Origin of the sequence: Actinoallomurus bryophytorum (genome assembly GCF_006716425.1) — a bacterium.
GTDB classification, from domain to species: Bacteria; Actinomycetota; Actinomycetes; order Streptosporangiales; family Streptosporangiaceae; genus Actinoallomurus; species Actinoallomurus bryophytorum.
On sequence record NZ_VFOZ01000003.1, the window covers coordinates 240,452 to 264,224 of the forward strand.

Annotated in this window: 23 protein-coding genes; 15 read left to right on the forward strand and 8 right to left on the reverse strand. The window is 71.9% G+C overall.

What is annotated here, in order from left to right; genetic code table 11:
- Positions 1-8 precede the first annotated feature (8 nt).
- Complete coding sequence (locus tag FB559_RS42430) at positions 9-608, reverse strand: YdeI/OmpD-associated family protein (RefSeq protein ID WP_141963721.1); 600 nt, start codon at positions 606-608, stop codon at positions 9-11.
- A complete protein-coding gene (locus tag FB559_RS42435; RefSeq protein ID WP_141963723.1) occupies positions 605-982 on the reverse strand; it encodes a putative quinol monooxygenase in 378 nt (125 codons plus the stop codon). Before FB559_RS42435 ends, FB559_RS42430 begins: the two co-directional genes overlap by 4 nt.
- A 64-nt stretch (positions 983-1,046) precedes the next feature.
- Here FB559_RS42435 and FB559_RS42440 point away from each other — a divergent pair, with 64 nt between their 5' ends.
- The 7 genes from FB559_RS42440 to FB559_RS42470 all read left to right on the forward strand — a co-directional run bounded on the left by FB559_RS42440 (position 1,047) and on the right by FB559_RS42470 (position 8,768).
- The gene (locus tag FB559_RS42440) at positions 1,047-1,997 is read left to right on the forward strand and encodes a helix-turn-helix transcriptional regulator (protein ID WP_141963724.1); all 951 of its coding nucleotides are present in this window, start codon (positions 1,047-1,049) and stop codon (positions 1,995-1,997) included.
- 121 nt (positions 1,998-2,118) lie between these two features.
- Complete coding sequence (locus FB559_RS42445) at positions 2,119-3,546, forward strand: extracellular solute-binding protein (protein ID WP_185792753.1); 1,428 nt, start codon at positions 2,119-2,121, stop codon at positions 3,544-3,546.
- A gap of 123 nt (positions 3,547-3,669) precedes the next feature.
- Positions 3,670-5,019, forward strand: a complete 1,350-nt coding sequence (locus FB559_RS42450; RefSeq protein WP_141963728.1) for an extracellular solute-binding protein — start codon at positions 3,670-3,672, stop codon at positions 5,017-5,019.
- Positions 5,019-5,945 carry a carbohydrate ABC transporter permease gene (locus tag FB559_RS42455; protein ID WP_141963730.1) on the forward strand — a complete coding sequence of 309 codons (927 nt, stop codon included), beginning with the start codon at positions 5,019-5,021 and terminating at the stop codon, positions 5,943-5,945. Before FB559_RS42450 ends, FB559_RS42455 begins: the two co-directional genes overlap by 1 nt.
- The gene (locus tag FB559_RS42460; protein ID WP_141963732.1) at positions 5,942-6,805 is read left to right on the forward strand and encodes a carbohydrate ABC transporter permease; all 864 of its coding nucleotides are present in this window, start codon (positions 5,942-5,944) and stop codon (positions 6,803-6,805) included. Before FB559_RS42455 ends, FB559_RS42460 begins: the two co-directional genes overlap by 4 nt.
- Before the next feature lie 204 nt (positions 6,806-7,009).
- Positions 7,010-7,213: a DUF3040 domain-containing protein gene (locus FB559_RS42465; protein WP_141963734.1), complete on the forward strand. Its 204-nt coding sequence runs from the start codon at positions 7,010-7,012 to the stop codon at positions 7,211-7,213.
- Between the two features lie 418 nt (positions 7,214-7,631).
- Complete coding sequence (locus tag FB559_RS42470; RefSeq protein WP_246122926.1) at positions 7,632-8,768, forward strand: acyltransferase family protein; 1,137 nt, start codon at positions 7,632-7,634, stop codon at positions 8,766-8,768.
- Here the strand turns inward: FB559_RS42470 and FB559_RS42475 are convergent.
- On the reverse strand, positions 8,747-9,586 hold the full coding sequence (locus tag FB559_RS42475) for a nuclease-related domain-containing protein (protein WP_141963736.1): 840 nt from the start codon (positions 9,584-9,586) through the stop codon (positions 8,747-8,749). The genes FB559_RS42470 and FB559_RS42475 overlap by 22 nt on opposite strands.
- A gap of 180 nt (positions 9,587-9,766) precedes the next feature.
- Here FB559_RS42475 and FB559_RS42480 point away from each other — a divergent pair, with 180 nt between their 5' ends.
- Both FB559_RS42480 and FB559_RS42485 read left to right on the forward strand, forming a co-directional pair.
- The gene (locus FB559_RS42480; RefSeq protein WP_185792754.1) at positions 9,767-10,615 is read left to right on the forward strand and encodes a hotdog domain-containing protein; all 849 of its coding nucleotides are present in this window, start codon (positions 9,767-9,769) and stop codon (positions 10,613-10,615) included.
- 145 nt (positions 10,616-10,760) lie between these two features.
- Positions 10,761-12,215 (forward strand): DHA2 family efflux MFS transporter permease subunit, encoded by a 1,455-nt coding sequence (locus FB559_RS42485; RefSeq protein WP_141963739.1) that lies wholly within the window; start codon positions 10,761-10,763, stop codon positions 12,213-12,215.
- Between the two features lie 251 nt (positions 12,216-12,466).
- Here the strand turns inward: FB559_RS42485 and FB559_RS42490 are convergent, their stop codons facing one another.
- Both FB559_RS42490 and FB559_RS42495 read right to left on the reverse strand, forming a co-directional pair.
- Positions 12,467-13,249, reverse strand: coding sequence for an alpha/beta fold hydrolase (locus FB559_RS42490; RefSeq protein WP_141963741.1), 783 nt, complete (start codon positions 13,247-13,249; stop codon positions 12,467-12,469).
- Between the two features lie 102 nt (positions 13,250-13,351).
- Positions 13,352-15,784, reverse strand: a complete 2,433-nt coding sequence (locus FB559_RS42495; RefSeq protein ID WP_141963743.1) for a hypothetical protein — start codon at positions 15,782-15,784, stop codon at positions 13,352-13,354.
- 93 nt (positions 15,785-15,877) lie between these two features.
- Between FB559_RS42495 and FB559_RS42500 the strand changes: the two genes are divergently transcribed.
- Together FB559_RS42500 and FB559_RS42505 are read left to right on the forward strand one after the other, a co-directional pair.
- The gene (locus tag FB559_RS42500; RefSeq protein WP_141963745.1) at positions 15,878-16,873 is read left to right on the forward strand and encodes an EamA family transporter; all 996 of its coding nucleotides are present in this window, start codon (positions 15,878-15,880) and stop codon (positions 16,871-16,873) included.
- The gene (locus tag FB559_RS42505) at positions 16,873-17,439 is read left to right on the forward strand and encodes a peroxiredoxin (protein WP_141963747.1); all 567 of its coding nucleotides are present in this window, start codon (positions 16,873-16,875) and stop codon (positions 17,437-17,439) included. The genes FB559_RS42500 and FB559_RS42505 overlap by 1 nt, the downstream gene beginning before the upstream one ends.
- A gap of 12 nt (positions 17,440-17,451) precedes the next feature.
- Here the strand turns inward: FB559_RS42505 and FB559_RS42510 are convergent, their stop codons facing one another.
- Positions 17,452-18,189, reverse strand: a complete 738-nt coding sequence (locus FB559_RS42510; RefSeq protein ID WP_141963749.1) for an ABC transporter permease — start codon at positions 18,187-18,189, stop codon at positions 17,452-17,454.
- A complete protein-coding gene (locus FB559_RS42515) occupies positions 18,179-19,108 on the reverse strand; it encodes an ATP-binding cassette domain-containing protein (protein ID WP_141963751.1) in 930 nt (309 codons plus the stop codon). The genes FB559_RS42510 and FB559_RS42515 overlap by 11 nt, the downstream gene beginning before the upstream one ends.
- A gap of 72 nt (positions 19,109-19,180) precedes the next feature.
- Between FB559_RS42515 and FB559_RS42520 the strand changes: the two genes are divergently transcribed.
- The 3 genes from FB559_RS42520 to FB559_RS42530 all read left to right on the forward strand — a co-directional run bounded on the left by FB559_RS42520 (position 19,181) and on the right by FB559_RS42530 (position 22,819).
- Positions 19,181-19,834, forward strand: coding sequence for a TetR/AcrR family transcriptional regulator (locus tag FB559_RS42520; protein ID WP_246122927.1), 654 nt, complete (start codon positions 19,181-19,183; stop codon positions 19,832-19,834).
- 71 nt (positions 19,835-19,905) lie between these two features.
- The gene (locus FB559_RS42525) at positions 19,906-21,510 is read left to right on the forward strand and encodes an FAD-dependent oxidoreductase (RefSeq protein WP_141963753.1); all 1,605 of its coding nucleotides are present in this window, start codon (positions 19,906-19,908) and stop codon (positions 21,508-21,510) included.
- Between the two features lie 79 nt (positions 21,511-21,589).
- Entirely contained in the window at positions 21,590-22,819 is a 1,230-nt protein-coding gene (locus tag FB559_RS42530; RefSeq protein WP_141963755.1) for a cytochrome P450, read from the forward strand.
- Here FB559_RS42530 and FB559_RS42535 read toward each other — a convergent pair.
- Entirely contained in the window at positions 22,803-23,462 is a 660-nt protein-coding gene (locus tag FB559_RS42535) for a TetR/AcrR family transcriptional regulator (protein WP_141963756.1), read from the reverse strand. The two genes, FB559_RS42530 and FB559_RS42535, sit on opposite strands and share 17 nt — an antisense overlap.
- On the opposite strand from FB559_RS42535, the gene FB559_RS42540 reads away from it, so the two are divergent.
- Positions 23,418-23,750 carry a hypothetical protein gene (locus FB559_RS42540; RefSeq protein ID WP_185792755.1) on the forward strand — a complete coding sequence of 111 codons (333 nt, stop codon included), beginning with the start codon at positions 23,418-23,420 and terminating at the stop codon, positions 23,748-23,750. The genes FB559_RS42535 and FB559_RS42540 overlap by 45 nt on opposite strands.
- Positions 23,751-23,773: the final 23 nt, after the last annotated feature.

Genomic DNA, 23,773 nt, shown 5'->3' on the forward strand with positions numbered 1-23,773 from the left:
GCCGGCGGTCAGCCGCCGAGGGCACGCTTCTGCGGATGGATCGTCTCGCCGCGGGCCAGCATTTCGACGAACTGGGTGATGCGGCGGGCTCGGGTCTCGGCGCGTTTGGCGTTCGCGACTCGATAGAGGACGGCGTAGCGGTTCTGGGACGTGAGGATGTCGAACATCGCCTGCGCCCTGGGTTCCGCGACCAACGCGGCGGCCAGGTCGGACGGCATCTCGATGCCGGCCTGTCCCGCGTAGGCCGCCTCCCAGCGGCCGTCGGCCTTGGCCCGCTCGACCTCGGTCATTCCGGCCGGGTGCATCCGGCCCTCGCCGACCAGGCGGGTGATGATGGCGACGTTACGCGCTGACCATGGACTTCGTATCCCACGGGGAGTGAAGCGCCGACAGTAGGTGATCTCATCCCGGCGTCGTAGCCGGCCATCGATCCAGCCATGGCACAGGGCTTCATCGAGCGCCTGGTCGTAGGTGAGGCTGGTGGGTTCGGTCGTGTTCTGCTTGGCGAGGACCAGCCACACTCCCGCGGAGCCGTCGTGGTGCTCGCCGAGCCACTCCCGCCAGGCCCGGATATCGGTGACGGTCAGTTCCGCCAGTTCGTCGCTCACCCGGCATCGGCGAGGCCGACCCCGCCGTGTGGGACGACATCGATGCGCTGCGGTTCGTCGCCGAGCATCGCCAGCACGTCGGTGATGCTCACTGCCGTGGACGTGGCGGCGCGGGCCGCCTCGAGTGCGGCGTTCGCGCTGGCCTCGTCGGCCCACACTTCGACGACGTACACGATGTCCGGACTGGTCTGATCCTGGTTGATCAGATAAATCTCACAGCCGGGGAACTCTCGCAGGCCGATCGCGACGGTGAGCAGGGCGGCCGCCAGCTCGTTCCCTCGTCCGGGGTGTGCCTTCATGGTCATCAACCGGCCTACGCGGGATCCGGTGGTCGCCGTCGTCATGGACTCTTCGGTCGAGGAGTTCTCGGTCATGTCGGGCAACGCTAGGGGATGACCCGGTCAGAAACGGTCCTGGTCATCGAGCACACTGGTGGCCGTGGTCAACACCTCGGCCCGGCTGCTGCAACTGCTGTCTTCGCTGTCGACACGACGGTCCTGGACATGCGCCGATCTGGCCGCGCGGCTGGAGGTCACCGAGCGGACGGTTCGCCGTGACATCGCCCGGCTGCGTGAACTCGGCTACGGCATCGAATCGGAGATGGGCCCGTGGGGTGGCTACCACCTCGGGTCAGGAACCAGCATTCCGCCGCTGATCCTCGATGACGAGGAAGCGCTGGCGGTGGCCGTCGGGCTGCGCACCGCCGCGCTCAGCGGAGTCTCCGGCAGCGACCAGGCAGCCCTGTCGGCGCTGCTGAAGCTGCGCCAGGTCCTACCGGCCCGGATCGCTCGCCGACTCGGCGAACTGGACACCGCGTTCACCCACACCGCGCGGCCGGACGACGGCCAGATCTCCCCCGCACTGCTGCTCGACCTGGCCACAGCGTGCCGACGCGGCGAACGCACCCGGCTGACCTACCGCGACCGGACCGGAACGACGTCCACCCGGCGAGTGGACCCCTACCGCCTCGTCTACACCGGCCGCCGCTGGTACCTCGTCGCCCACGATGTGGAACGGCAGGACTGGCGCACCTTCCGCGCCGACCGCATCATCGACGCCACGACCACGGGGGAGCCGACCGACCTGCCCGACGCGCCGGATCCGGCGCAAATGGTCAACACAGGCATCGCGCTGGGCCCGTACCCGGTGCGCGTGACCATCCGCCTCGCCGTGCCGGCCGAAGAGGCCCTCGCGCTGGTGCCGCCGACGGTCGGGGTCCACCGTCCGGACGGCGATGACGCCACGATCATCGACATCGGCGGGCCGGACGTCGACGGCCTGGCACGCTACCTGCTCACCCTCGGCCGGCCACTACGGATACTGCACCCCGATGAGGTCCGCCAGGCGTTCCTCGCCCGCACACGGCAACTCCTCCAGGACAACCAATGACCGGATGGCCTCCGAGCCACCAGGGCGGCGGGCGATGTCGCCGGCCGGGGCGGGTGGCTGTGGATCCGAGCGGCCGATTTGCTGCACACTGATGGCAAAACCACGCCGACCGAGGACAGTCATGGAGCCCGCGCCAACCCTTCCGGCGTACTACCGGCTCAAGCGGCGTCTGCTCGCCGACATCGAGGCCGGGCACTACGGCACCGGCGGGAGGCTGCCGACCGAACACGAACTGTGCGCCGCGTACGGCCTGAGCCGCACGCCCGTGGCGCGGGCGCTGTCGGAGCTGGCGGCCGAGGGCGTCGTGGTGCGGCACCGGCGGCGCGGCACCTTCGTCGACCCCGGCTGGATGGCCGCGCTGCGGGCCGCCCCGCAGGTGTCGGTCATGGCCACCGACGGCCAGTGGGCCGGGCAGCTGCGCGAGGCGATGGGCAACGAGCTCCGGCTGAAGATCACGACGGCGCCCTTGGGGGAGCTGCGGGCGATGTTCCGCCGCGCCATCGCCGAAGGACGCGGACCCGACTTCGCCATCGTCGACTCGGTCTGGGTGGCCGAGTTCGCCGAGTCGCACATGCTCACCCCGATCGGTGAGCTGGACCCCGCGTGGGCCGCCGAGCACGACGCCGACTTCGTCCCGCCGTTCGTGGACGCCTACCGCTTCGAGGGCCAGGGCGCCGTCGCCGTTCACGCGCCGGCCGACGTCACCGGCCTGTGGTACGACCGTGCGGCGCTGGGGGAGACCCCGGCGCCGCACACCTGGCGCGACCTGCGCGCCCTCGGCCGTACGCTCGCGGCGGGCACCTCGCGTGACCGCCACGCGCTGGTGCTGCCCGGCGGCCCGGCGGCGGGGGAGACCGCGACGTACGCGCTGGTGGCACTGCTGGTCGCGAACGGCGCGACCGTGTTCACCCCCGACGCGGTGACCCTCGACGGTCCCGCCGCCGTCGAGACGCTGAGGTTCCTGCGGCGCCTCGTGGACGACGGGGTGCTGCCGGCCGAGGTGGTCACCTACGACAAGGACCGCTCCGCGCGGATGCTCGCCGCCGGCCGCGCCGCGATGTTCGTCGGCGCCAGCTACCAGGCCGAGACGCTCGCCGAGGAGACCGGCACTCCGCTGGCGAACGTCTCCGAACGGTTCGGGTTCGTGCCGATCCCGGCCGGGCCGCACGGGCCGCCCGGAATCCTGTGCGGGGGGATGGTCTACTGCGTGCCGCGGCAGGCCCGCCATCCCGAGCTGGCGATGCGGCTGCTGCGCGCGGCGACCGCGCCAAGGTGGCTGGCCGAGGTCTGCAGCGAGACCGGCCAGCTGCCGCCCCGCCGCAGCGTGATCGACGCCCTCGCGCCGGTCTCGCCGTTCCACGCCGAGACGGCGGCGCTGCTCGAACACGCCGTCGTGCGGCCCGCCGCGCCGGCCTACGCCCTGGTGTCGGCGCAGCTGCAGACCATGCTGGAGGGCGTGCTGACCCGCAGGTGGAGTCCGTCGGCCGCGGTGACGCTGACCGCCGACCGGATCAGCGCGATCACCGGCCGTCCCATCGTGCGCTCCTGACACGCGAGGCACACGTACCCCGGAAGTAAGGCATTCGTCACCTCTGCCGCTACGTCTTGACGCCGTTCGCCCGCCCTTCCACATTTGCCACAACGCAATGCCAAATTCGCGGAGGTGCTGCGCATGCGGCGGCAATGGGCTCTCGTGATGACAGCGGTGACGCTCGCGGCGGGGTTGAGCGCCTGCGGTGACAGCGGATCCTCGGACGGCAAGACGATCAAGGTCGCGTACCAGAAGTTCGGGAACTTCATCGGTGCCGACGAGCTCTTCAAGAAGATCAAGCCGGTCTTCGAACAGCAGAACCCCGGGGTGAAGCTCAAGCTCATCCCGGTGGAGGCCGACGAGAACTCCTACTACACCAAGCTCGGCCTGATGCGGCGCTCGAAGGCCACCGCGCCGGACGTCGCCTACGAGGACACCTTCTTCGTCAACTCCGACGCCCAGGCCAAGTTCCTCATGCCCCTGGACTCCAAGCTGAGCGCCTGGTCGGACTGGGGCCAGTTCGTCGACGCGGCCAAGGCGGCCGGCAAGGCCGGCGACGGCCACACCTACGGCGTGCCGATGGGCACCGACACCCGCGGCCTCTGGTACAACAAAAAGATCTTCGCCAAGGCGGGCCTGCCCGCCGACTGGCAGCCCAAGAGCTGGAACGACGTCCTCACCGCGGCGCGCCAGATCAAGGCCAAGGTCCCCGGCGTCATCCCGCTCAACGTCTACGCCGGCAAGGGCGTCGGCGAGGCGTCGGCGATGCAGGGCTTCGAGATGCTGCTGTACGGCACGGCGAACAAGCTCTACAACGACCAGACGAAGAAGTGGGTCGCGCCGAGCCGTGGCATGAACGACTCGATGAACCTCCTCAAGACGATCTTCTCCGAGAAGCTGGGCCCGACGCCGCAGCAGGCGCTCGACGCGCACTGGAGCGACAACGTCCAGGGCCAGGAACTGCCGGAGGGCAAGCTGGCCATCGACCTGGACGGCTCGTGGCTGCCCCAGGCGTGGATCCCCGGCGGCGCCTCGGCCTGGCCCGAGTGGTCCAAGACGCTCGGCACCACGCCGATGCCCACCCAGAACGGGCAGGCGCCCGGCAAGGTGTCGCTGTCGGGCGGCTGGCTGCTGTCGGTCGGCGCCAACACCAAGAACCCCGACGCCGCGTGGAAGCTCGTCCAGCTGGCCATGAACAAGGAGAACGCCCTGTTCTTCTACCTCAAGGCCACGCAGGTCTCGGTACGTAACGACGTCACCAGCGAACCGGCCTACCTGCAGGGCAACCCGACGCAGAAGTTCTGGACCGACCTGGTGTCGGTGACCCAGTACCGGCCCGCCTACAGCGTCTATCCGCAGATCTCCAACCAGCTCCAGGCGGCCACCGAGTCCGTGGTCACGGGCCAGGCCGCACCGGAGAAGGCCACCAACGACCTGGCCGGCCAGATCAAACGGCTCGCCGGACCGGACAAGGTCGAAGGGGCTCCCTGATGGTCGCGGTGGGCCTCCCGGAGCCCACCCGCGCCGCCGCCCGCCGCCCGCGCAACGTGCGCGGGCGGCGGGCGGCCGGCCGGATCCTGCCGCTGGTGCCCGCCCTGGCCCTGCTGGCGCTGTTCTTCCTCGGCCCGATCCTGTGGTGCGTCTACGCGTCCTTCACCGACGTCGCCCTGACCGGCGCCACCGCGAGCACGCCGCACCTGGTGGGGCTGCGCAACTACCGGCAGATGCTCCACGACCCGCAGTTCCGCCAGTCGCTGTGGCTGACCGTGGTGTTCGTCCTCGGCTCCGCGGTGATCGGCCAGAACGTCGGCGGCATGGTCCTGGCGCTGCTGATGAAGTCGCGCCGCCGCATCGCCCGCGCCGTCGTCGGCGCGATCGTGGTCGGCGCGTGGGTGACGCCGGAGCTGGTCGCGGGGTTCGTCTGGTACGCGTTCCTGTCCGATGACGGCACCCTCAACGCGATCCTGCACGCCGTGGGCCTGCACGGAAAGAGCTGGCTGTACGCCACGCCGCTGCTGGCGGTGACCCTGGCCAACATCTGGCGCGGCACCGCGTTCTCCATGCTCGTCTACTCCGCGGCGCTGTCGAACGTGCCCGACGATCTGCTGGAGGCCGCCGCGGTCGACGGCGCCTCGGCCTTCGCCCGGCTGCGGCACATCACCCTGCCGCTCATGCGCCGGGCGGTCATGACCAACCTGATGACGATCACGCTGCAGACCCTGGCGGTGTTCACCCTGATCTTCGTGATGACCGGCGGCGGGCCCGGGACCAAGACCCAGACGCTGCCGGTCTACATGTACCAGTCGGCGTTCAAGTTCTACCAGCTCGGGTACGGCGCCGCGCTGGCCATCGTGCTGCTCGCCGTCGGTGGCGTCTTCTCCGTCGTCTACCTGCGGATGATGCGGGAGGACGTATGACGACGGCCACCCGCAGCGCGCCGCGCCTGTCCACGACGGCCCCGCGCCGCCGTAGCGCCGCGGCGGCCGCCTACCTCGTGCTCGGGCTGATCGCGCTGGCGTTCCTGGTCCCGTTCGCGTGGCTGTTCCTGTCCTCGGTCTCCGAACACGCGACTCTGGACACCTCGGTCCCGGACCACCTGACGTTGCGCAACTTCGCCGACGTGCTCACCGGCGACAACCTGCACGCGCTGGTCAACAGCCTGGTGCTGTCGCTCGGGTCGGCCGTGCTGACCCTGGTGCTCGCGGCGCCGGCCGCCTACCCGCTGTCGCGCTACACCCGAAGGTTCGGCCGTCCGATCCTCCTCATCCTGCTGTTCGCGACCGGCCTGCCCATCACCGCGATCCTCGTCCCGGTGTACGGGCTGTTCGTCCAGCTCGACCTGCTCGACTCCATCCCCGCGACGATCCTGTTCCTCACCGCGACCGGGCTGCCGATGGCGATCTGGCTGATGAAGAACTTCATGGACGAGGTGCCGATCTCCCTGGAGGAGGCGGCCTGGGTGGACGGCGCCTCCGGCCTGCGGGCGCTGCTGCGGATCGTTCTGCCGCTCATGCTGCCCGGCACCGCGGTGGTCTTCACGTTCACGTTCGCGCTGACGTGGGGGAACTTCTTCGTGCCGTTCATCCTGCTGGTCGACCCCGCCAAGCAGCCGGCCTCGGTCGTCATCTTCCAGTACTTCGGCCTGCACGGGACGGCCTCCTACGGCCTGCTGGCCGCCTTCTCGATCCTGTACTCGATGCCCGTGGTCGTCCTGTACACGGTGGTCCAGCGTGTGCTCGGAAACGCCTTCGCGCTGTCCGGAGCCGTCAAGGGCTGAGCCGGGGGAGCGCGCGGTCACCCGTCCGGTACGGCGCCGGAGGGGCTCTTGGCGTACGCGTGGTGCGGCCGCCCGGCTAGGCGGGGCGCTTCGTGCGTCCGCGCCGTACGAAAACGACCTGTATCAAGGTAGTTCCCGAAGGTTTCCCCTAGGAGGCAAAGAGGGGATGATTCGAGGAAATGTGTGACCCCCTGGAGGTGCGGCATGGCGCTCTCGATGGAAGAGGAGCGGATCCTCACAGAGATCGCATCTCAACTAGGACAGGAGGATCCGGCGCTGGCCGGCCGCCTGGCCGGCTTTGGGCGCCTTCGCAGGCGCCGGCGCATCAGGTCCATCGCGGCGGTCGTCGTCGCGATCCTCGTGATCGCCTCCCTGGTGGGAGCCGCCTTCGTGACGATCCCCACCTGACAGACGTGAGCGCCCCCGCCGGGTGACTCCGGCGAGGGCGGCACGCCAAGGGCCCGGTGTGGTGGTCGCCTCTCGGCGAAATGCACAACGCGGCTCCTGCTCCGGCCGAGGCCGGACGGTATTCCACGAAGGCGATAGGTGAGGCCCGGGGACACATGCCACACCGGCACCTCAAGCCTAACTTGCCTCTCACAGTGGATATTCCTGCTCCGTCGCCCCGCCGGTCCCCTCCGTCACATGGGACCCAGGAGCAATAACGCCGGGGCGGACCACCGATGGCCTTCGCGGCCGGCCCACCGGTTTTCACCACGTATGCAGGCCGGGCGGTTCTCCGACCTGCCGGATCCCGTTGAGCCGATGTTCAGGATCATCGTGTTGACTGACCTGGTCACCCGCTGTCGAGACCAAGGTCCCCGCCTTGACCACCACCGCCACGGCCGACGCGATGCCGGCCGCCGTTTCACCGGCCCCGCCGCGCCCGGGCGCGCGCGACCCCTATTTCGACAACGCCAAGTTCCTCGCGGTCGTCCTCGTCGTCATCGGCCACGCCTGGGAGCCGCTGCGGGGGGCGGACGTCGGCGGACGGGTGCTGGAGGCCGCGCAGACGTTCGTCTACGCGTTCCATCTTCCCGTCTTCATCGTGATGTGCGGCTACTTCTCGCGCGGGTTCACCGCCGGACAAGACCGTACGCGCAAGCTGGTCGGCGGGATCATCGTCCCGTACGTGATCTTCAGTGCCGCCTATCCGCTGTGGGCCGGGCTCCTGTCGGGCAACCACGTCGGCTGGGACCCTCTCGAGCCGTACTACCTGACCTGGTTCATGCCGGCCCTGCTGCTGTGGCGGCTGTCCACGCCGCTGTGGAAGCAGATCCGCTACCCGATCACCGCGGCGCTGGTGATCTCGATGCTCGCCGGGTTCGACACGCTGCCGAGCATGCTGAACGCCGCCCAGGTGCTGTCGTTCCTGCCGTTCTTCGTCGTCGGTCTCACGCTGCGCCCGCACCACTTCGCGTTCCTGCGGCGCCGCGTGATGCGGATCGTCGGCGCGGCGCTGCTGGTCCTGGGCGGCGGGGCCGCCTACGCCCTCGCGATGACCGTCGACCCCGAATGGGTGCACTGGCGGCGCAGTTTCGTCCAGCTCGGCGTCGGCGCGCCCGCCGGTGTGGGGTTCCGGCTGCTCGCCCTGGCCGCGGCGGTGGCGCTGACCATCGGCTTCCTGGCCGTGGTGCCGGGCAGGCGCACCTGGTTCACGCGCTTCGGGTCGGCGAGCATGTACGTCTACCTGCTGCACGGGTTCGCCACCCTGTTCCTGTCCTACCAGGGCTGGTACTACCGGATCAGCGGCGCCGAGGTCGTGCTCGTGACCATCGGCTGTGTGGCACTGGCGGTGCTGCTTTCCAGCGGCGCCGCGCGCACGGCGTTCCGCTGGGCGGTCGAGCCTCACCTGAACTGGCTGTTCACCCCCAGGGTCCCCGAGCCCGCCGCCGTGGCCGGGCCACGGCCGGACGGCCGCACCCGGGGTGACTCCGGCGATCAGCGGACGATGAGGGCCTGACGGCTGATGGGCAGGCGCGTCGCCGCGTCGAAGATGGCGGCGACCTGTTCGGGCGTGTAGCGGGCGCGACGGTTGCGGATCCACCCGGAGAGGCGGTGGGCGCGCAGAATGGTGACGCCCTCGGCGCCGACGTGACCGCGGCGAAGGTCGCCACCCCACACGATCGCCACCGGCTCGACGGCGATGTCGTCGCCGAGGCGCTCCCGCAGCATTTCGGCGGTTTTATCGGCCATCTCGCGCAATTCGGCGGCCACCTTACCGCCCGGCCGATCATCGATATATAGGGTCCCTCGGTATTGTGCTATTTCGGTCTCCGGAGGAACTGCCCTGTTATCGACGAGCATCACGCCGGTGCTGCCGATGACCAAATGGTCGATCTGGCCGCGGCCCGGGACGCTCCGGCCGTGCAGCACCTTGTATCCCCGCCATTCGAGGGCCAGCCGCAGGACCCGTGCCGTCCGGCGCTCTCCCCGCTGCCCCTTGCGCCACACGCTCGAGGCCAGGCGCTGACGCCAGTGCCACAGAGCGTCGATGCCGGCGGCCAGCGCGGCGGCGAGCAGCCCGAACCAGAAGGCGACCGCCACGGTCCCGAGGATCAGCGCGGCCGCGGCGATGCCACCGCGGATCTGGAGCCGGCGCCGCAGGCCCTGTGCCCACAGCTGCTCGTGCACGGACTGCGGAGACCCGCCGACGAGCGCGGGGTTCTCCTGGACATAGATCGACTTACCGAACATTTTCAGCAGCCTTTCCGCGACGGCGCCCTCATTGTTACTTGTTTCGCGGCAAGGTGCACTAGCAGGTAATAGATGGTTGGCCAAACAGGGCTACATTACAGAATGTGTAATGCGAGTGTTGATAAAACTTTCACCGCAAGCGGAAGGCTGGGACGGAACGGCACCAAGGGTCCGATGGGGGCGGGGGTGGCCGGGTCCGGTGCGGACGCGCCGGGGGAGTTGACCGATCATGGCGGTACACGCGAAGCAGAAGGGGAAGCCGCCATGGACCCATCGACGGACCGGGCCGTGGACTCCACGGCGAGCGCGGCCGAGCTGCTCGCCCGGCTGCACGCGGCACAGAACGCCTTCTACGCCGGAGGTGGTGACGCCGCGCTGCGCGCGGTGCTCAGCCCGGACGTCTCCTGGCACGTCCCCGGACGCAACGCGATCGCGGGCGACTACGAGGGCATCGAGGCCGTCCTCGGCCACTTCGCCAGGCGGCGCGACCTGGCCGCGGGCACCTTCCGGCTGCACCCCCGCGACCTGCTGACCGGGGACGGCGAGTGGGTGACCGCGCTGACCGACGGCGAGGCCGTCATCGGAGGCCGGAGGCTGGGCTGGTCGACGGCCGGCCTCTACCGCCTCAGCGGCGGACGGGTCGCCGCGTGCCGGCTCCTGCCCTTCGATCCGGAGGTGTTCGACGCGGTGTGGGCGGGCGAGGCCATGTCCGCGGCGGCCGTCTCGACACCGGTCGTGCGGGTCCGGCCGCGCCACTGCGACGCCCAGGGCATGGTGTACGCCGGGCGGTACCACGAGTTCTTCGAGGACGCCTTCCTCGACTGGCTGGACGAGCACGCCGGCGGTTATGAGCGACTGCGGTCCGGCGGCGTCGACATGGTCGTGGTGGCGAGCGGCTGTGACCACCGGCGCCCCGCGCGGCTGGGGGACCGGCTCTCGATCGAGACCCGGCCGGGCCGCGCCGGATCCACGTCCTTGACGATGTCGTTCACGGTCAGCGGCCCCGAGGGCGAGGTCGCCGCCGGCCGCATCACCTACGTGGCCGTCGGGGCCGGCGGCGGGTCCGTCCCCCTCCCCACGACGCTGGCCGCGGCGTGCCGACCGGAGGGCTGAGCGGCGGAGCTCACGGCGCCCGTCCGGCCGGCGCTCGGCGGGGCGTCGATTTGACCTAGAGCGTGCTCGAAATCCTAACTTCGTGGTCAGTCACCGAGAGAGCCTCACCGGCGAACCCTCAGCAGTGCTCCCCGATTGGACCTGAATGCCCGAACTCAGCCAACGTCGCCGATTCCTCGTGCTCGCGATCTGCTGCGCCAGCGTGGTCGTCGTGGTGATGGACATCTCCATCGTCAACGTCGCTCTGCCGGCGATCCGCCGGGACCTGCACGCCTCTGCGTCCGGCCTGCAGTGGACGGTCGACGCGTACACCCTGGTGCTGGCCGGCTTCTTGATGCTGGCCGGGTCCACCGCCGACCGGGTCGGCCGCCGCCGCGTCTTCCAGGTCGGCCTCGCCGCCTTCGGGCTCGGCTCGCTGCTGTGCGGCCTGGCGCCGAGCACCGGCTGGCTGATCGCGGCACGCGTGCTGCAGGCCGCCGGCGGCACGATGCTCAACCCGGTGTCGATGGCGATCATCGCCAACACGTTCCCCGACCCGGCCGAGCGGGCCAGGGCCATCGGCGTGTTCGGCTCGATGTCGGGCCTGTCACTGGCGCTGGGCCCGATCCTCGGCGGTGCCCTGGTCGACGGCCTGGGCTGGCGCTTCATCTTCTGGGTCAACGTGCCGATCGTGGTCGCCGCGATCGTATGCACCGCGCTGTTCGTGCCCGAATCCCGCGCTCCCCGCGCGCGCCGGTTCGACCCGGTGGGCCAGCTCCTGGTGATCCTGGTGCTGAGCAGCGTCGTCTACGCGATCATCGAGTCCAGCGCGCTGGGCTGGACCTCGCCGGTCATCATCGGCCTGCTCGCCGTCGCCGCGCTGGGCGTGCTCGCCGTCCTCGGTTACGAACGGCGCCGCGCCGACCCGCTCCTGGAGCTGCGCCTGTTCCGCAGCGTGCCGTTCAGCTCGGCGATCCTGACGGCGCTCTTCGGCCTCTGCGGGTTCGGCGCGTTCCTGTTCGTGACCACCCAGTACCTGCAGGACGTGCGCGGCATGTCGGCGCTGACGGCCGGGCTGTGCCTGCTCCCGGTCGGTGTCCCGGTCGTGCTGCTCTCCCCGCGCACCGGCCGGCTGGTCGGCTCCCGCGGTCCCCGGCTGCCGCTGCTGGTCGCCGGGGCCGCCCTGGCCCTGGGCGGCGGCGCGTCGGTCCTGCTCGGGCCGGACACCCCGCTGCCGGCCGTACTCGCGATCTATCTGCTGTTCGGTGTCTTCCTCGGCACCGTCAACCCGCCCATCACCAACACGGCGGTCTCCGGAATGCCCCGCTCGATGGCCGGGGTGGCCGCCTCGCTGGCCTCCGCCGGCCGCCAGAGCGGCACCACTCTGGGCGTCGCGATCTCCGGGACGATCGTGGGATCGGCCCTCGCCCACGGCGGGACGGCGTTCACCCGCGCGGAGCACGGCGTGTGGTGGCTGGTACTCGGGCTCGGCCTGGGCATCCTGGTCCTGGCGCTGCTCAGCACGGGGCGCCGGCCCGTGGACAGTGCCGGGCGGGCGGCGGCACTGTTCGAGGACGTGGACACCGCCGCGGACGCTGTGGGGCGCCGTACGCCCGTGTAAGACGTACGGCGCTGGTCCCACGAGGACGCCGCCCCGGGTGAGGAAGGGCACGTCTGCGCGGAAGTGAAAGTCCGCTGCGGGCCAATGCCTGCTGGTATCGCGCTGTACGGCCCGCGCCTTGCGACGCGTCGAAGCCGCCAGCCATTGGGCGAGCGGGTGTGCCCGCAGCGGGTGCCAACGGTGGGCCCCGGCCGCCGAGGCGGAGAAAGGGCCACACCTCCATCGTGACTCGCGGATCGCCGAAACGGTAGCTATCCCGCCGAACTTCCTTCGAGGAGCACCTTGGCCACCAGCTTGGGATCATCGGCCATGGGCACGTGCCCGCACTCGCGCAGCCACACGAACCTCGCGTTCGGCAGGGCCTGCTGGGCCCGTACGGCCTGGCCGGTGCGCAGCAGCCGGTCGCGCGTGCCCCAGGCGATGGTCGCCGGTACGTCCCGCAGCGCGCCGTTGAAGGTGATGCCGCGCCCGGCCTTCAGCGTCGGGGAGAACCCGGCGGCACCGTGCAGCGCGGCGGCGTCGGCGACGAGCGTCTCGACGTCCATCAGGTCGGGCCGGCCGTAGATCATGCCGAACATCAGGTTCCGGCGCCGCGGCGACCGCGCGAGCCAGCGCATCGCGACCGGGGGGAGACCGGCGCCGAGGCGGGAGGCGCGCAGGACGGCCGCGGCGTACCTCAGCTCCATCGGGGTGAAGAAACCGGCCGGGGACAGCGCGGTGACCGACCGGGCCAGACCGCGGTCGGCCGCCTCCAGGGCGAACAGGCCGCCGAGCGAGTTGCCGGCCATGTGCGGGCGGTCCAGGCCGAGCTCGTCGATGAACTCCCCGAGCACCGTGACGACGGTGCCGAGGTCGTACGGCACGCCGGGCGGCAGGGGAGGAGAGGCGCCGAAGCCGGGCAGGTCGACGGCGATGACGTCGCGCTCTTTCGCCAGCAGGTCGATGACCGGCTCCCACGCCTGCCAGCGGTGGCCGATCCCGTGCATCAGGAGCAGCGGCGGGCCGTCGCCCCGCCGCTCGAAGACGATGTCCACTTCGCCGAGATTAGACCTTAAGTTACCGGCCGGTCACCGTGATCGCGGTCACCCTCGCGCCGCTGTGCGGCCGGGAGATCGTCCGGAAGGGCACCCAGACGGTCAGGGTTCGAGCTCCGCGGCGACCCCTTCGAAGTCGCTCGGGTCCAGGGTGATCCCGCCCTCGCCGTGGAACACATGCGTCTCGCCGGCCTGGCTGAGGTGCCGGCTGCAGGCGCGGTCGAGATAGGCCTCGACGAGCCGGGCGTTGGTGAGGCGCCCGCGCCCGCGCAGCCGTGCCAGGTCGCGGCGGGCCACCTCCCAGGCCCCCCCGGTCAGCCGCAGGTGCCGTTCCGTCGCGAGCAGCGAGGCCAGCTCGGCGCGCGTCTCCAGGCCCGACAGGTCCGGCAGGCGTACGGACCGGAAGTCGGTGACGAGCTCGGGGCTGACCTGGCTCAACGCGGCCAGCCGCTCCGGCGCGCACGTGGCCGTCACGGTCGTGTCGCTGACGCCCTCGACCCGGGCACGGTACAGCGCAGAGGCGTACGCCGCGCCGCGGTCGTCATCCAGGATGAGCGAGTCCAGGCCCTCGATCAGCAGGGTGTGGCCGCCATGTTCGGCGAGCAGTTCCCTTAGCTGCCGCGGATCGGTCTCGGCGAGGTCGTCGGAGTCCAGGGTGCGTACGTCGCCGCTGCTCACGCCGCCTTCGGCGAGCGCGCGGGCGATCATGCGGGTCAGCCGGCGCTGCCCGCAGGAGATCTCACCGACCATGAGCACGGCCGGGGCGGAGGCGCTGGAGACCTCCTGCCCGCGCAGGCTCTGCACCCACTTGCCGCGGCGGCGGAGTTCGGTCAGCAGCCGTTCGACGTCGTCGGCGCCGGGCAGGAACGCCATGCCGTACGCCTCGACCGGCTTGGGCGCCCGGCCCTCGGGACGGCCGGCATCTGCCGGATCGGGCGTGACCGAGGTCGGCGGCACAGAGGACTCACCCGGGCCGACCGTGGTGGGCGGCGAGGTGGACTGCGGGGACTCCGGCCACGCGCCCGTACCCTGCTGCTCCGGACCGGCCGGGTCGGCGACGGGGTCGGGGTCGGCGACCGGGTCGGCGCCCGGCCAGGCCGACGTGGCCTCGTACCCGTCGGCCGACGGCGGCGTGGCGGACTCCTCATCGGCCCTGCGCTGCTCGGCAAGGTGCGCCCGCGCCGCCTCGATGATCTCCCACGGGGTCATCGACTCGCCGGCGACCGGGTCGGGCGCCGCGACGATCGCGTTCATCAGCGCCGACGGCACCGTGAAGCCCGGCCTCGGCGGCGCCACACCCGCGAGGCGGCACCAGGCCAGCGCGGTCGAGTACGAGGCGGCCAGCAGGTTCCGCAGGATCTGGGGCTCGGCACCGGCGACCGCGTCGGGCAGCGTCCCGCCGACCGGCCAGAGCCGCCGCAGCGGATGGTCCGGCTGCGCGAGCGACTGCAGGGTGCGGGCGCCTTCCGGGTCGAGCCAGGGCAGCACGCTCATGATGGCGCCGGGGACGCTCTCCAGGTCCGCGGCGAGCAGCGCGAACGCCACGCGCCTGGCCTCGCCCGGTCCCGCCGCGGCCGAGGGCAGCGCCGCCGCGGCGGCGGCGAGCTCGTAACAGGCGAGCCGGAAGTGATCGCCGGGCGCCGTCTCGCGCAACAGTGTGACCCGCAGCGGCGCCGGGCAGCGGCGCAGCCACTCCTGGTAGATCGCCGCGTCACCGAACCGGATGCCGCCGTGGTCGCTCTGGATCATCTGCAGGGTCGAACCGGCCATCGCGGCCAGGGCGTCGGCGCGCGGCTGGAAGGCGGCGCCGCCGCGCAACGACTCGGCGGTCTCCCAGATCGTACGGACGATGTGGGCGGCGGCCATCGGGTCACCGGCCCGCAGGCGGTCGGTGTAGGCGCCGACGATCAGCGACAGGTCGGGCTGGAGGAACCAGCGCGGGCCGGCGTCGACGCCGCTGAGGGAGTGGGCGAACAGCCCGAAGATGGGGTGGTCGGCGTCGGCGACCGGCGCGCCGGCACACCACAGCACCGAGAACAGGCTGACCGCCACCGGACTCGGGACCCCGGGCGCGAACTGGGGGTCGCGCATCGGGAACTGCGCCGGGTTGACGGCGCTCGCCGTGGCCAGCGTCTGCTGGAGCCGTGCCGACAGCGCGGGAGGCGGCGGGGCCCCGAAGAGCCCGTCGGCGGCCAGCGGGCCGGGCGTCAGGTCGGGGCCGGTCGTCACGAGCGAGGGAGGTACGGGCGGAATGCCGGCGCCGGGAGGTGCGGGCACCATCGACTGGCGCGCGATCGGGTCGAGGGGCGGTGGGCACAGCTGCCAGTTGCCGTCGAGGCCGCAGCGGTACCAGCGGCCCCAGAGACCGAACAGCCACCATTCGCCGGGCCCGGCGAGCATGCGTGAGGTGACCGCCTGCGCGCGTTGCTGCGGGACGGCGCTCATCCACCATGGCGAGGCGGTCATGGCGCGGATGTCCGCTTCGATCGCTGCGAACGGGTCTGCGGGTGATGCGCCGGGTACCTGCCAAGTCACCCTGGGCATGGTAGTCCGTCGCGCGAATCCGATTGTCGTAGGTAAGGAGCATGATGTACCTATGCTCCTTATGCGTGAAGAAAGAGGTGTGTGATGGAGGCCGCACGGGTGAAGGCGTGGGGCCTGGGATTCGGGGTCTTCTCCTCGGTGGCGTTCGGGACCTCCGGAGCGTTCGGCAAGGCGCTGATCGGCGCGGGCATGTCGCCGCTCCAGGCGTCCTGGACGCGTGTGGCCGGCGCGACGGTGGTCCTGGTGCCGGTGATGCTGGCCCTGAGATGGCGCGTCGCCGGGGCGGCCGTACGGCGGTGCTGGCGGGTTCTCCTCCTGAACGGCCTGATGGGCGTGGCGGGCTGCCAGTCCTTCTACTTCGTCGCCGCCTCGCGCCTGCCGGTCGGGGTCGCCATCCTGCTGGAGTTCACCGGCCCCGTCCTGGTCGTGGCCTGGACCCGTTTCGTGCTGCGCACGTCACTGCCGCGCTCGGCGGCGGTGGGTGTCGGCATCTCCCTGATCGGGCTCTCGTGCGTGGTGGAGGTGTGGTCCGGGCTGCGCCTCGACCTGCTGGGCGTGCTGGCCGGGCTCGGGGCGGCGGCCTGCCAGGCGGCCTTCTTCCTTTCCGCCGAGCGTGCGAGCGGCCAGATCGACCCGCTGGTGATGACCGCCGCGGGCTTTTCGATCGCGACGGTGGCGCTCGTCTTCGTCGCCCCGCCGTGGCACATCCCCTGGCACGTGCTCACCTCCGACGTCGCCGTCGGCCGGCACACCCCGCCCGGCTGGCTTCTGCTCGTCCTGCTGGTCCTGGTCAGCACCGTCGCCGCGTACATCACCAGCGTCGCGGCCGTGCAGCGGCTGTCGGCGGCGATCGCGGGCGCCGTGGGCTACGTCGAGGCGGTCGGCGCGGCCCTGTTCGCCTGGCTTACTCTGGGCGAGCACCTGTCTCCGGTCCAGCTCGCCGGGGGCGTGATCGTACTGGCCGGCGCGTTCGTGGCCCAGCGGTCCGTCGCCTCGCACGAGCCGGCGGCCGGGGAGATGGCCGCCATGGAGCTGGCCGGTGTCACGAGCACCGCCGATGAGAGGTCCAGGACGACCTGATGAGCGATCTGAACCAGCTGCCCGCCGACCTGCCCGTCCCCGAGGACGACGGTGCGGCCGACCATCTCACCGGCCTGGCCGCACCGCCCGTCGAACTGCCCGACACCGCGGGGGAGACCGTCCGCATCGACGCGCTCGGCGCGGGCCGTACGGTGCTCTACGTCTACCCGCTCACCGGCCGCCCCGGCACCGACCTGCCGCAGGGCTGGGACGCCATCCCCGGGGCCCGCGGCTGCACCACCGAGGCCTGCGACTTCCGCGACCACCACCAGGATCTTCTCGCGGCCGGGGCCGGGCGGGTGTTCGGGCTGTCCAGCCAGGACCTCGCCTATCAGGAGGAGGTCGTCGAACGGCTCCGCCTGCCGTTCGCGATGCTGTCCGACCTGACCCTGAGCCTGGCGGGCGCGCTGGACCTGCCCACGTTCGAGGCCGGCGGGCGGACGCTCTTCAAACGCCTGACACTGATCATCCGGGACGGCGTCATCGAGCACGTCTTCTACCCCGTCTTCCCGCCGAACGAGCACGCACGGCAGGTCCTCGCCTGGCTCCGCGACAACCCGGCGTAGAGACGCGGGCCATCACGCGTGGCGGCGGATGAAGGTACGGGTGCCGACCGTGACCGCCGCCACCGCGAACGCCAGCGAGACACCGGCGCCGGCCGCCAAGGTGCCCGAGGCGTAGTGGCCGGCGAAGGCCGCCCGCATGCCCTCCACGACATAGCGGAAGGGCGTCGCGCGAGAGATCGCGTCCAGCCAGCCCGGCGCCGCGGACATGGGCAGCAGCGCCCCGGACAGCAACAGCATCGGCACGATGAACGTGCTGGCCATCGGCGCGAACACCTCCTGGCGGCGCAGCACCAGCGCGAAGGCGTACGACAGCGCGGCCAGGCTCACCGCGAGCGGCACGAGGAGCGCCGCGCCGATGGCCAGCCCGGCGGGCGGCACCCGGAGGCCGAACGCGAAGCCGACGGCGACGACGAGCGCCGACTGGCCCAGCAGCACGACCACGTTGGTGAACACCCGGCCCAGGAGCAGCGCGATGCGGCTCGCGGGGGTGACGCGCTGGCGTTCGAGCACGCCGAACCGCGCGTCGAACACGATGCCGAACCCGGCCAGGCCGGAGCTCAGCAGGGCCAGCTGCATCAGCACGCCGGGGACGAAGACCTGCCAGCTGCCGGGCCCGATGTAGGTGGTGAGCAGGGGGCCGAACAGCGCCAGGTTGAGCACGGGCTGGAGCACCCCGAAGACCAGGCCGGCCTTGCTGCCCATGGTGAGCCGGAGCTGGTGGGTGAAGATCAGCCAGATGTCACGCAGCACGACCGGCCTCCCGCGTGGTCAGGGCCAGGAAGACGTCGTCGAGGGTGGGCCGGGTGAGCCGGATCGAGCGCGGCAGGACCCCCTGGGCGTCCAGGGCGCGGGTGAGTTCGATGAGGATGCGGTCGCCGTGCTCGACGGTGATCCTCAGCGTCCGCTCCTCGGCCCGTACGCTCCGCACGGCGGTGAGCCCGGCGAGCGCGTCGCGGGCGCGGCGTGCGTCTCCGTCGATCTCGACCGTGACGATGTCGCCGGACAGCCGGCGCTTCAGGTCCTCGGGCGTGCCCGCCCCGATGATCTCGCCCCGGTCGATGATGAGGATCCGGTCGCAGAGCGCGTCGGCCTCGTCCAGGTAGTGGGTGGTCAGGAAGACCGCGGTGCCGTGCTCGTCGCGCAGGTCACGGATGTGGCGCCAGACCTCGCCGCGGCTCTGCGGGTCCAGGCCGGTCGTCGGCTCGTCCAGGAAGATCAGCGCCGGCGTGTGGACGATGCCCAGGGCGATGTCGAGGCGCCGCCTCTGACCGCCGGACAGCGTCCCGATCTCCTGGTCGGCGAGCCCGAAGCGCTCCAGCAGCTCATGCGCCCGCGCCCGCGGGTCCGGCACCCGGTACAGCCGTGCCTGCAGGACCAGCTCCCGCGCCGCGGTGCAGGCGGGGTTGGTGCTGCCGCCCTGGGCGACGTACCCGATGCGGCGCCGTACGCCGGCCGGGTCGGTGGTCAGGTCGCGGCCGGCCACGGTGGCGGTGCCGGCGGTGGGGCGGAGCAGGGTCGTGAGCATCCGGAGAGTGGTCGTCTTGCCGGCGCCGTTCGGGCCGAGGAACCCGACGATCTCTCCCGCTCCGACGGTGAGGTCGACGCCGCGTACGGCCTCGGCACCCGGAAAGGACTTGGCGAGGCCGCGCGCCTCGATGACGTGATCCATGCCGCACACCCTGACATAATTTTGGGGTCACCACAAATTTGGAGTTACACCAAAGTGGGTACCATCGTCGGCGTGGCAGAAGAGCTCAGCCTCCGCGAGCGCAAGAAGCGCGAGACCCGGCAGCGCATCGCGGACGTCGCCATGGGGCTGTTCATGCTGCGCGGCTTCGAGAAGGTCACCGTGGCCGACGTGGCCGAGGCCGCCGACGTCTCGGTCAACACGGTCTTCAACTACTTCCCCACCAAAGAGGACCTGTTCTTCGACCGGCAGGACGCCGCGGTGCAGAGCCTGGGCCGCGTCGTGGCCGACCGGAGGCCCGGCGAGTCCGCGGTGCGGGCGGTGCGCCGGGACTTCCACGCCGCACTGGACGAGCGCGACTGGCGCTACGGCATCACGGGCGGCAGCCCCGACTTCTCCCGCATGGTGAACGAGAGCCCGGCCCTCGTGGCCCGGATGCGCCAGATGGGCGACCTGCGCGAGGAATACCTCGCGCGGGTGCTGGCCGAGGAGACCGACGCCGGCCCCGACGATCCGACCCCACGCTTGGTCGCCGCCCAGCTGGTCGCGCTGACCCGCGTCGTCGCCGGGGAGTTCCTGCGGCGGCGCCTGGCGGGGGAGAGCCTCCAGACCGTCCTGCCGCCGGTGCGCGCCGCCGCCGACCGCGGATTCGACCTGGTCGAGTCCGGTGTCGGCGCGTACGCGGTCAAGGATCCGCCTCCGGCGTAGCCCGGCCCCGAACCCGGGTAGGGATCCGAGGGGGACCGGGCGGTGGCATCACGTCCGGAAAAGGGGGTCCCGTGCGAGTCGTCGTCGATCTCACGCGCTGCCAGGGCTACGGCCAGTGCGTCTTCATGGCACCCGAGGTGTTCTCGATGACCGGCGCCGAGGCCCTCGCGTACGACCCGGAACCCTCCGAGGCCCAGCGCGGGCACGTGCTCCGCGCCGCCGCCGCCTGCCCGGTCCAGGCCCTGCACGTCGACCACGTGGGCGCGCCCGAACCGGACCACGAACCAGGCCCGCACCCGGCGCCGGACGGCGACGACTTCAAACGCACCGGCCGGATCGTCATCGTCGGGGCCTCCCTGGCCGGCATGCGCGCGGCGGCGGTCCTGCGCAGGGAGGGTTTCGCCGGGTCGCTGACGATGATCGGGGACGAGCCGGGCGAGCCCTACGACCGGCCACCGCTGTCCAAGCAGGTGCTCACCGGGCAGGTGCCCGCGCGCAACACCGTCCTGCCCCCGCTCGCCGGCCTCGGCGCGGAGTGGCTGTGCGGCGTGCCCGCCACCGGCCTGGACCTGGACCGGCGCCGGGTCCGCCTCGCCGACGGCCGCGACATCGGGTTCGACCGGCTGCTGATCGCCACCGGGACCCGTGCCCGGCCCTGGCCGGACGCGGCGGAGGCGGCCCTGGACGGTGTGGTCACGCTGCGCACCGCCGAGGACGCGACCCGGCTCCGGCGGCGGCTCACCGGTGCGGGCCGGGTGCTGGTCATCGGCGCCGGGTTCACCGGGTCGGAGATCGCCTCGGTCTGCCGGCACCTGGGCCGCCCGGTCACGGTCGCCGAACGCGGGGCCGCGCCACTGGTCGGTGCGCTGGGCGGCGTGATCGGCGCGGTCGCCGCCGACCTGCAACGCGCCCATGGCGTGGACCTGCGCTGCGGGGTCAGCGTCACCGCGCTCGAAGGCGACGGCGGGCGGCTGCGGCGGGCCCGGCTGTCCGACGGCGACACCATCGAGGTCGACCTGGCCGTCGCCGCGCTCGGCGCGGTCCGCAACGTCGAGTGGCTGGAGGGCTCGGGGCTGGCCGCCGGGCCGTGGGGGGTGGCCTGTGACGCCGGCTGCCGTGTCTTCGACATCAACGGCCTGGTCACCGACGACGTCTTCGCCGCCGGCGACGTCGCGCGCCTGCCCCATCCGGTCTATGAGTACCAGTTCCTGACGCTGGAGCACTGGGGGAACGCGGTCGCCCAGGCCGAGGTCGCCGCCCACAACATGGTCAGCGGCCAGACCCGGCGCTGGCCCCATCTGGCCCTGCCGGTCTTCTGGTCCAGTCAGTTCGGCGTCGACATCAAGTCGGTGGGCGTGCCGACGTTCGCCGACGAGGTGATGATCACGCAGGGGACGGTCGAGGAGCACCGGTTCGTCGCGGTGTACGGCTACCGCGGGCGGATCACCGCCGCGGTCACCTTCGACCAGGGCATGTGGCTGGAGTTCTACCAGGGCCTGATCGAGCAGGCCGCGCCGTTCCCGCCGGAGTTCCGCACCGTCGACCGGCCGGAGGCGACCAGCCCGGTCCCGGCCGAGGTGCCCGACCGGGTGGCCGCCAGCCACGGCGCGACCGTCGTGGTGACCGGCCACGACCCGGCCGAACGCCGCGCCTGGCTCGTACACCGGTCCCGATGACCGCACAGGCAGGAGGTCACATGGGTGAGGGAATCAGAAGGCACAGTCCCCTGGTCACTCCTCCGACGAAGGAGGAAACATGACCGAGAATCGTGCGTTCGGGCGGATCCTGGATCGCGCCAACCGCGCCGACCCGTACCCGCTGTACGCCGAGCTCCGCAAGACTCCGGTGACGCTCCAGGAGGACGGCAGCTACGTCGTCAGCACCTACCGCGAGATCGTCGCGCTGCTGCACGACCCGCGCATCAGCTCCGACCGCCGCAACCTCGACGAGAGCTTCGCGGCACGCGAGCCGGGCGTGTCCGGGCAGCCGCCCGCCTTCATCGCGCTCGACCCGCCAGACCACGACCGGCTGCGGCGGCTGGCGATGCGCCACTTCGGTCCGCCCGGCACGCCGGACCGGGTCGAGAGCATGCGGCCCGAGCTCGCCGCGATCGTCACCGGGCTGATCGACGCCCTCGCCGGGCGGGAGCGCGCCGACCTCGTCGAGACCGTCGCCTACCCGTTCCCGGTGACGGTGATCTGCCGGCTGCTCGGCGTGCCGCGCGAGGACGAGCCGAAGTTCCACGGCTGGTCGACCGAGATCGTGGAGACCATCGGCCCCGGCGAGGACGACATGGCCGAGCGCCAGCGCAGGCGCGACCGGGCCACCGGCGCGCTCGGGGACTATCTCGGCGACCTCGCCGACGCCCGCCTCGGCGATCCCGGGGACGACCTGCTGTCCGGCCTGCTGGCCGGGGGCGGCGAGCAGGGCGGCATGTCGCGCGCCGAGGTGGTCACGACCGCGACGCTGCTGCTGGTCGCCGGGCACGAGACGACCGTCAACCTGATCGCGAACGGCATGCTCACCCTGCTGCGCCACCCCGAGACGCTGGAACGGCTGCGGCACGAACCGGACCTGGTCTACGGCACGGTCGAGGAACTGCTCCGCTACGAGCCGCCGGTGCACTTTCCCGCGACGCGGGTGGCCCTCGATGACATCACCGTCGGCGACACGACCATCCCGCGCGGCGCGCCGATCGTGCTGGCACTCGCCGCGGGCAACCGTGACCCGGACTACGTCAGCGCCCCCGAGCGCTTCGACCCGTGCCGCGAGGCGAACCAGCACCTGGGCTTCGGCGGCGGCATCCACTACTGCTTCGGCGCTCCGCTGGCCCGGCTGGAGACGCAGGTCGCCCTCGGCGAGCTGGCGCGGCGGCTGCGGAACCCGCGGGCGGTCGCCGACCCGCCGCCGTACCGTCCGAGCTCCTCGCTGCGCGGGCCCCGCCGGCTGGTCGTCGACTTCGACGGCGTCAGACCGACGCGTTGAGCGCCCCGGCACGTGCGGCGGCCAGCGCCCCGCCCGCGGCACGGTCGGCCACCGCGGCGTCGACCGGCTCATGGGAGACGAACAGCCGGTAGTAGACCGGCGCGACCGCGGCGCGTACGACCTCGGCGGGGTCGACGTCGGCGCTCAGCTCGCCGCGCGCGACGGCGCGCGTGACGATGGCCGAGGACTGGTCGTGGCGGGCCATGAAGAAGGCGTGCAGGGCACGGGCGGCGTCGGCGTCGTGCATCGCGGCGGAGACGAAGGCGGTCGAGACGGGGCCCTCGCGAGGATCGGCGAAACCGTCGGCGACCAGCCGGGCGAGCGCGCGCAGGTCGCCCTCGATCGTGCCGGTGTCGGGCACCGGCCACGGCTCACCCCCGGCCAGCTCCAGCGCGTCGGCGATGAGGCCAGCGACGTTTCCCCACCGCCGGTAGACCGTGGTCTTGTGCACCCCTGACCGGGCCGCCACGCCCTCCACGGTCAGTGCGGTAAAGCCCCTGTCGGCGACCTGCGCGCCGCAGGCGGGCCTCTGGTCGAACCCTCCGGCGCGGACCTGCTGGTGACGTTCGTGCGGATCGGGCCGCAGCGGCAGGTGCCGGTGGGCGGCGCCCAGCTGTTCGAGGACCGCAACGCGATCTCGCATCCGATGCGGCAGGTGGCGGACACGCAGGTGTGGCACCTCAGCGTGGTCGCACCGCGTGGGGTCACCACCGTCTACCAGTACCTGGTGGACGACCCGTTCCTGGACGCCGACCACGAGGACCTCGCACTGCTCGGCCGCCTCGTGGCCGAGTCACGCGAACGCTCCTACGCCGACCCGTTCAACCCCCGCCGCCTCTTCCCGCAGGCCGCGAAGATCGCCGGAGCCGGTGGGGAGGGCGCGATCGCGTCGGCGGTCGTCGCCTTCGTGGACGACCGCCGGACGGCATGAGCGCCCGGATGACCGAGATGGCC